Consider the following 6,451-nt stretch of genomic DNA (forward strand, 5'->3'; position numbering starts at 1 on the left):
AAAAAGTATATTAATAAAATTTTTATTCTTAGGTTCCCCATCCTTCCCTATCTAAAGATCTGTATTGAATAGCTTCAGCTATATGATTAGAATTTATATTTTCTGATTTATCCAAATCAGCAATGGTTCTACTAACTCTAAGAATTCTGTCATAAGCTCTTGCAGAAAGTCCTAATTTTTCTATTGCATTTTTAATCAATTGAGTGGATTTTTCATCTAACGCACAATACTTATCCAATTCTTTGGGACCCATTTGTGCATTGTAATGAAGATAACTATTTTCCTTATATCTAAAGGTCTGAATATTTCTAGCCTCAATCACTCTTTTTCTAATTTTTTCACTAGGCTCTCCTTTTCTTTTATCTGAAAGATTATCAAAAGGAACTGGAGATACTTCAATATGTATATCTATGCGATCCAATAGAGGACCAGAAATCTTATTCATGTACCTTTGCATTTCTGTAAGTGAACTTGTATTTTTAGGATCGTTAGGAAAGTACCCGGACGGGGAAGGATTCATGGATGCAATAAGCATAAAACTTGCTGGATAGGTTAAGGTGAATTTAGCTCTGGAAATAGTAACCACCCTATCTTCTAAAGGTTGCCTCATAACTTCTAAAACTTGCCTATTAAATTCAGGCAATTCATCTAAAAACAAAACTCCGTTATGAGAAAGAGATATTTCTCCGGGTTGGGGATAGCTCCCCCCTCCTACTAAAGCTACAGATGATATGGTATGATGAGGATTCCTGTAAGGCCGTGTAGTCATTAATGAGGACTCTTGTCCTAACTTACCCGCTACTGAATGTATTTTGGTTGTTTCTAACGCTTCAGATAAGGTTAGAGGTGGCAAAATGGATGGAATTCTTTTGGCGAGCATAGTTTTACCACTTCCAGGTGGACCTATCAACAAAACATTATGCCCTCCAGCTGCAGCTATTTCTAAAGCTCTCTTTATATTTTCCTGACCTTTTACTTCTGAAAAATCATATGGATAATGATTGCAATTTTTATTGAATTCTTCACGAGTGTTTAGTATTACAGGTTTTAGGTCGACCTTCTTATCAAAAAAATTTATTATTTCTGATATATGACTAATGCCATAAACTTCTAAATTATTAACTATTGCTGCTTCTTTAGCATTTTGAATTGGTAAGAAAAATCCTTTAAAACCATCTTCTCTGGCTTGAATTGCTATGGGTAAAACTCCTTTTACCGGTTGTAAGGAACCATCTAAAGATAACTCTCCCATTATTAAATATTTTTCTAAACTGCTATATTTAATTTGTTCAGAAGCGGCTAAAATACCCATTGCTATAGTTAAATCATAAGCAGAACCTTCTTTTCGTAAGTCTGCAGGTGCCATGTTAACCGTAATTTTTTTACCTGGCATCTTATATCCACAATTCTTTAATGCAGCAGAAATTCTATGAGCACTTTCTTTAATTGCTAAATCTGGCATTCCTACCAATTGATACCCTACCCCTTTATCAATATTTACTTCTACTGTAATTATTTGTGCGTTAACTCCATAAACAGCACTCCCATAAGTTTTTACTAACATATAAAATTCTTACATTTTAATCCTTTTTAAGGATAAATATAATAAAATTATAAAATAAAAACAGAGACATGAATTTAGTTTATCCTCTTATATAAATAATAATCTCTTCCTGAAGGCTTAAGTTTATATATTTTATCTAATATAAAATTGTCTGATTTTGCATTTTGCAAAATATGAAATTCTTTTATAAGCTTATATTTGGATGATTCCTCTATTGAAATATCACCTTTAAACATAGGTTTATTATCTTCTAAAATATAATCAGGTTGATATTTCTTAATGACACTTTCTGCAACATTATTCCCTTTAATTTTAAATTCTTCTAATACTCTTTTATCTACCAAACCTACGTAGTCAATAGCTTTTAGTTTTGAGAAATATGGTATGTAACCTGCCGGTTCTAAAAAAACAGTTTTTGATTTATCTGGTTCAATACTATCTAAATATAATCCTACTTTTCTATTATAATACCATTCTCCATGCCCTGTAGCTATAGAATGTACTGTTTGATAAGCCACTAAGGGAATAAAGAATATTACTATATATGTTATAATCTTAGTTTTATTTAAATCTTGTATGAAATATAAAATTATAGGAATAAACATAAATATCTGTGGTATCCAATAGTACCAATCAAACCAACTATTAGCAAATCCAAAAACTACCATTCTAACCCAAGCATAGGTGTAAATAATGGATAAGATATACTTCTGTTCTCTGTTTAGGTTTTTACTTATTTTATAGAATGAAAAGATGGACAAAAAAATAGTAATTATTAGGAAAATGTTTATTTTCAATATATTTAACGGAATTTTTAGCATGGAATAATAATTAGTATTATTCAACATTCCAATAAACTTACTCATGAAATTATCAGCTTCATTGGCATAGGCTAATCTTTTAGCAACTATTGTATTATTTATAATTTCATGAAAGTAAAAATAATTGAATCCAAGTATTGTTATTACACTTAGAATTCCAGATAATATAAAGAAATAATTTGGTTTTCTATATCGGAATAAATCATAAAAAAAGTTAATTAATAAAAACATTGCCGCATCTAATCGCGTCCATGATATTAGAATGGGTAAAAGCAAAAATGCCCAGTTTCTTCGTAATAAAACTGCGTATTTTAAAAATAAAACATAGAGGAAAAATATTAATCCAAATTCCATTCCTAAAATGGAAATTTTAATTGCAGGTGGTAAAAAATTTGCAAAAAATATGAATAATATTTTTACATTATCATTGCCTGTTAATATGTCTGAGAGTATTTTAGTTCCCCATGTATAAATTATACTATTAAAAATTATTAGAGGATAAATAAAATTTTCTGAAAAAATTAATTTAAATATTATACTTATAAACACGTATAAGTGAGTGGTAGATGAGGAAATTCTTTCATCACCGTTAAAACCATAAACTCCATAATCTAAAATATTCTGAGCTACTCTCCAAGTAATAAAGGCATCTTCTTGTATATGTTTTGTTAATAGAAATAATGCTTTTATTATAATTATAAGTAGGATACTAATTAATAATTTATTTTTTTTCATGATTATAATATAAAAAGTTTGTAAAAGTATCACATAATTCTTAATCAAATATACTTCAATTATAAAAAAATTATTCACAAAAAAAATCTCTATTTATTATTAAATAGAGATTTTTTTTGTGAATAATTTTTAAATCTAAACTTTATTTTTTTATAATATCATTTAAGACATTGATGGATTCTCGCAAATTAAAATCTTTTTTCATACCCTTGTACCAATCCTCTCTCTTCGCTTTTAGAACTGTATCTTGTTTAAACTTAACCAGCTCATAGCTAGGCGCCTCAACTTTTATTTTAGCATCAAATGTAATGTCTTTCTCATATTTTTTTCCTTGCTGGCTTCTTTTTTCCATTTCATCCATAAATTTATCATAGGACAAAGAAATTTTATCAATTTTATCCAGCTCTTTCGTCCAATTCCCTATCGCTTCAATGGATGAAATGTAAGAACTTCCTTTTAATCTTTCTTTACTTTTTTCTTTAATATAGGTATAATCAATTTTTGGAGTTCCTTGCCAAGTGGTATATTGGGTTGTTGATATTTGATCCCAAGGCAATGCAAATTTTTGAGATTTTTCAAAAATATCTGAATAGGTTAGTATATCGGGAATTACAATGTCTGAATTTACACCTCTTAGTTGTGTTGAACTTCCATTAATTCTATAAAATTTCTGGATGGTAACTTTTAAAGCTCCGTATTTATCATCTCCCATACTGAATCTATCTAAAGGATAAATGGTTTGTACCGTCCCTTTCCCATAAGTTTGTTCTGGTCCTACTATAACTGCTCTTTTGTAGTCTTGCAAAGCGCCTGCTAAAATTTCCGATGCCGAAGCAGAAAGTTCATTAGTCATAACTACTAATGGTCCGTCCCAAACAATTTCCTTTTCTTTAGTTTCAAGAACCTTAATTTTCCCATTAGAATCCTTTACCTGTACCACAGGTCCAGATCCAACAAATAAGCCCGTAATATCTAAAACCTCGGATAAAGATCCTCCCCCATTATTTCTTACATCCATGATTAATCCAGTTATCCCTTGTTTTTTTAATTCATTAATTTCACGTTTAATATCATCCGAACAATCTCTACCTCCTTTAGAATTTCCTTCAAGGTTTACATAAAACTCCGGTAAGTATAAAATACCAAATTTATTCCCTTTTTCATCTGTAATAACCGCACTTCTTACGAAAGTTTCTTGAATTTCAATTTCTTCTCTAACTAGGGTTACGTTTTTGGTACTGCCATCTTTCTTCTCAATCGTTAATACTACCGTAGATTTTTCCTCCCCTCTAATAAGCCGTATTGCATCATCCAATAACATTCCTACTACACTTACAGGTTCTCCTTTTTTACCTTGTTGTACTTTAATAATTTTATCACCTGCTTCAATTTCTTTAGATTTCCATGCAGGTCCTCCAATCACCAATTCTTTTATGGTTGGATATCCTTTTATATCTTGTAGTGTAGCCCCTATTCCAATAATCTTCCCACTCATGCTAGAATTAAAGTTATCTTTGTCTTTAGGGGAAAAATAGGTTGTATGAACATCAAAAACTTCTGTATAAGCATTAATAAAGATTGAAAATAAATCTGATTTTTTTCTAAGCTTAACTTGTCTGAAATACTCACCTAGGTTCTCTTTAACTTTTTTAATTGCATCGGCTTCAATTTCCTCTTTAGTTTGAGGCTTAGTTTTTTCTTTATTCTCTAATTTAGATATTTTGATAGAATCATTTACACTGTCCTTTTGCTTTTGCGCATTAAATATCTCTTGAAGTACTCTATATTTAATATACTTTCTCCAATAATCTTTAGCTTCTTTTTCATTTGCAGGAAAATCTCTTTTTTTATCATCCGTCAAAAAATATTCATCTTCATTAAGTGAAAGAGGTTCCTTAAATATTTCATTTACATATTTTTCTGACTCGCTAATCCTTTTGTATAATCGATCAATGGTTAAATGATAAAAACTAACATCTTCATTGATAAGCATATCACTCATCTTTCCTTCATGTTTTTTAAATTCATTGATGTCTGATTTTAAAAAATATCTTTTGAAAGGATCTAAATCCTCCATATATTTTTTATATACATCTTTGGAATATTGTTCATTTAAATTTTTAGGTGAGTAACTTGCATATAGTAAGGTTTCTCTAACTCTTTTAAATATTTCTTTCTCATTATCGTCTTGAGAGGATGCATTAAAACAAAACGCTAATAAACTCATAGAACATAACGATAAAAAAATCCAAGTTTTTCTAAAATTAAACATATTAATTTTTATAATTTAATTGTAATTATCAAAGATAAGATTATTTCTACAATAGAATATACTATTTTTGCTTCAAATAAATAAACAAATCTTTATTATATGTCTAAACCTATAATCTTAGTTACCAACGATGATGGTATTACTGCTCCGGGTATTCGAGAACTCATATTGATCATGAAAGAAATTGGAACAGTGTACGTAGTTGCTCCTGATAAATCACAAAGTGGTATGGGACATGCGGTTACTGTAAACTCAACTTTAAGAGTAGAAGAAATTTATTCTGACAATTCTTCTTTTGAATGGGCATGTAGTGGTACCCCAGCCGATTGTGTAAAATTAGCTGTTAATGAAATTTTGCCAAAAAAACCAGACTTATGTGTTTCTGGAATAAATCATGGTTCAAATTCCTCCATCAATATACTTTATTCAGGTACCATGTCGGCAGCCATAGAAGCTGGAATTGAAGGTATTCCGGCAATAGGTTTTTCTTTGTGTGATTATTCACATAATGCTAATTTTAAAGCAGCAAGTAAATATATTAAGAAAATTGCTTTAAATGTTCTTAAGGAAGGCTTGCCTAAAGATATTGTATTAAATGTAAATATTCCTAAGGCTGATGAAAATGAAATTAAAGGTGTAAAAATATGTAAACAGGCTCGTACTTATTGGGAAGAAGAGTTTGTAAAAAGAGTGGATCCTAGAGGACAAAATTATTATTGGTTAACGGGTAGCTGGAACAATGAAAATTTTGAAAAAGGAACTGATGAAGAAGCTTTAAGTGAAAACTATATAAGCTTAGTACCTGTTCAATTTGATTTAACTGCCTACAGTTTTATGGATACTATTAAAAATTGGAATTTTTCTATATGATTATGAAGTGTTCTTTTGAATAATATAGTTTTTATATAAATAAAATAATACTATACTTTATAATACCCGTGGTGCATTTAGAAATTAAAATATAATATATTGAATATTAATTACTTATATTTATTACTCAAAATTATTTGTTATTCTGATTTTAAATTTTTAAGTGTTTTGAGGTTATTTTGAATATAA

At 29.1% G+C, this 6,451-nt stretch carries 4 protein-coding genes; 1 reads left to right on the forward strand and 3 read right to left on the reverse strand.

What is annotated here, in order from left to right; all coding sequences use genetic code 11:
* Nucleotides 1-28 precede the first annotated feature (28 nt).
* From ETU10_RS10500 to ETU10_RS10510, 3 genes are all read right to left on the reverse strand, one after another.
* Nucleotides 29-1,564 carry a YifB family Mg chelatase-like AAA ATPase gene (locus tag ETU10_RS10500; RefSeq protein ID WP_146262793.1) on the reverse strand — a complete coding sequence of 512 codons (1,536 nt, stop codon included), beginning with the start codon at nucleotides 1,562-1,564 and terminating at the stop codon, nucleotides 29-31.
* A 74-nt stretch (nucleotides 1,565-1,638) separates the two neighbouring features.
* Nucleotides 1,639-3,120, reverse strand: coding sequence for a hypothetical protein (locus tag ETU10_RS10505; protein ID WP_146262792.1), 1,482 nt, complete (start codon nucleotides 3,118-3,120; stop codon nucleotides 1,639-1,641).
* 142 nt (nucleotides 3,121-3,262) lie between these two features.
* Nucleotides 3,263-5,347 (reverse strand): carboxy terminal-processing peptidase, encoded by a 2,085-nt coding sequence (locus ETU10_RS10510; RefSeq protein ID WP_246118460.1) that lies wholly within the window; start codon nucleotides 5,345-5,347, stop codon nucleotides 3,263-3,265.
* Between the two features lie 144 nt (nucleotides 5,348-5,491).
* Between ETU10_RS10510 and surE the strand changes: the two genes are divergently transcribed.
* On the forward strand, nucleotides 5,492-6,262 hold the full coding sequence (gene surE, locus ETU10_RS10515) for a 5'/3'-nucleotidase SurE (RefSeq protein WP_146312099.1): 771 nt from the start codon (nucleotides 5,492-5,494) through the stop codon (nucleotides 6,260-6,262).
* Nucleotides 6,263-6,451 lie beyond the last annotated feature (189 nt).

The sequence above is a fragment of the Apibacter muscae genome, assembly GCF_007845595.1.
GTDB lineage: Bacteria > Bacteroidota > Bacteroidia > Flavobacteriales > Weeksellaceae > Apibacter > Apibacter muscae.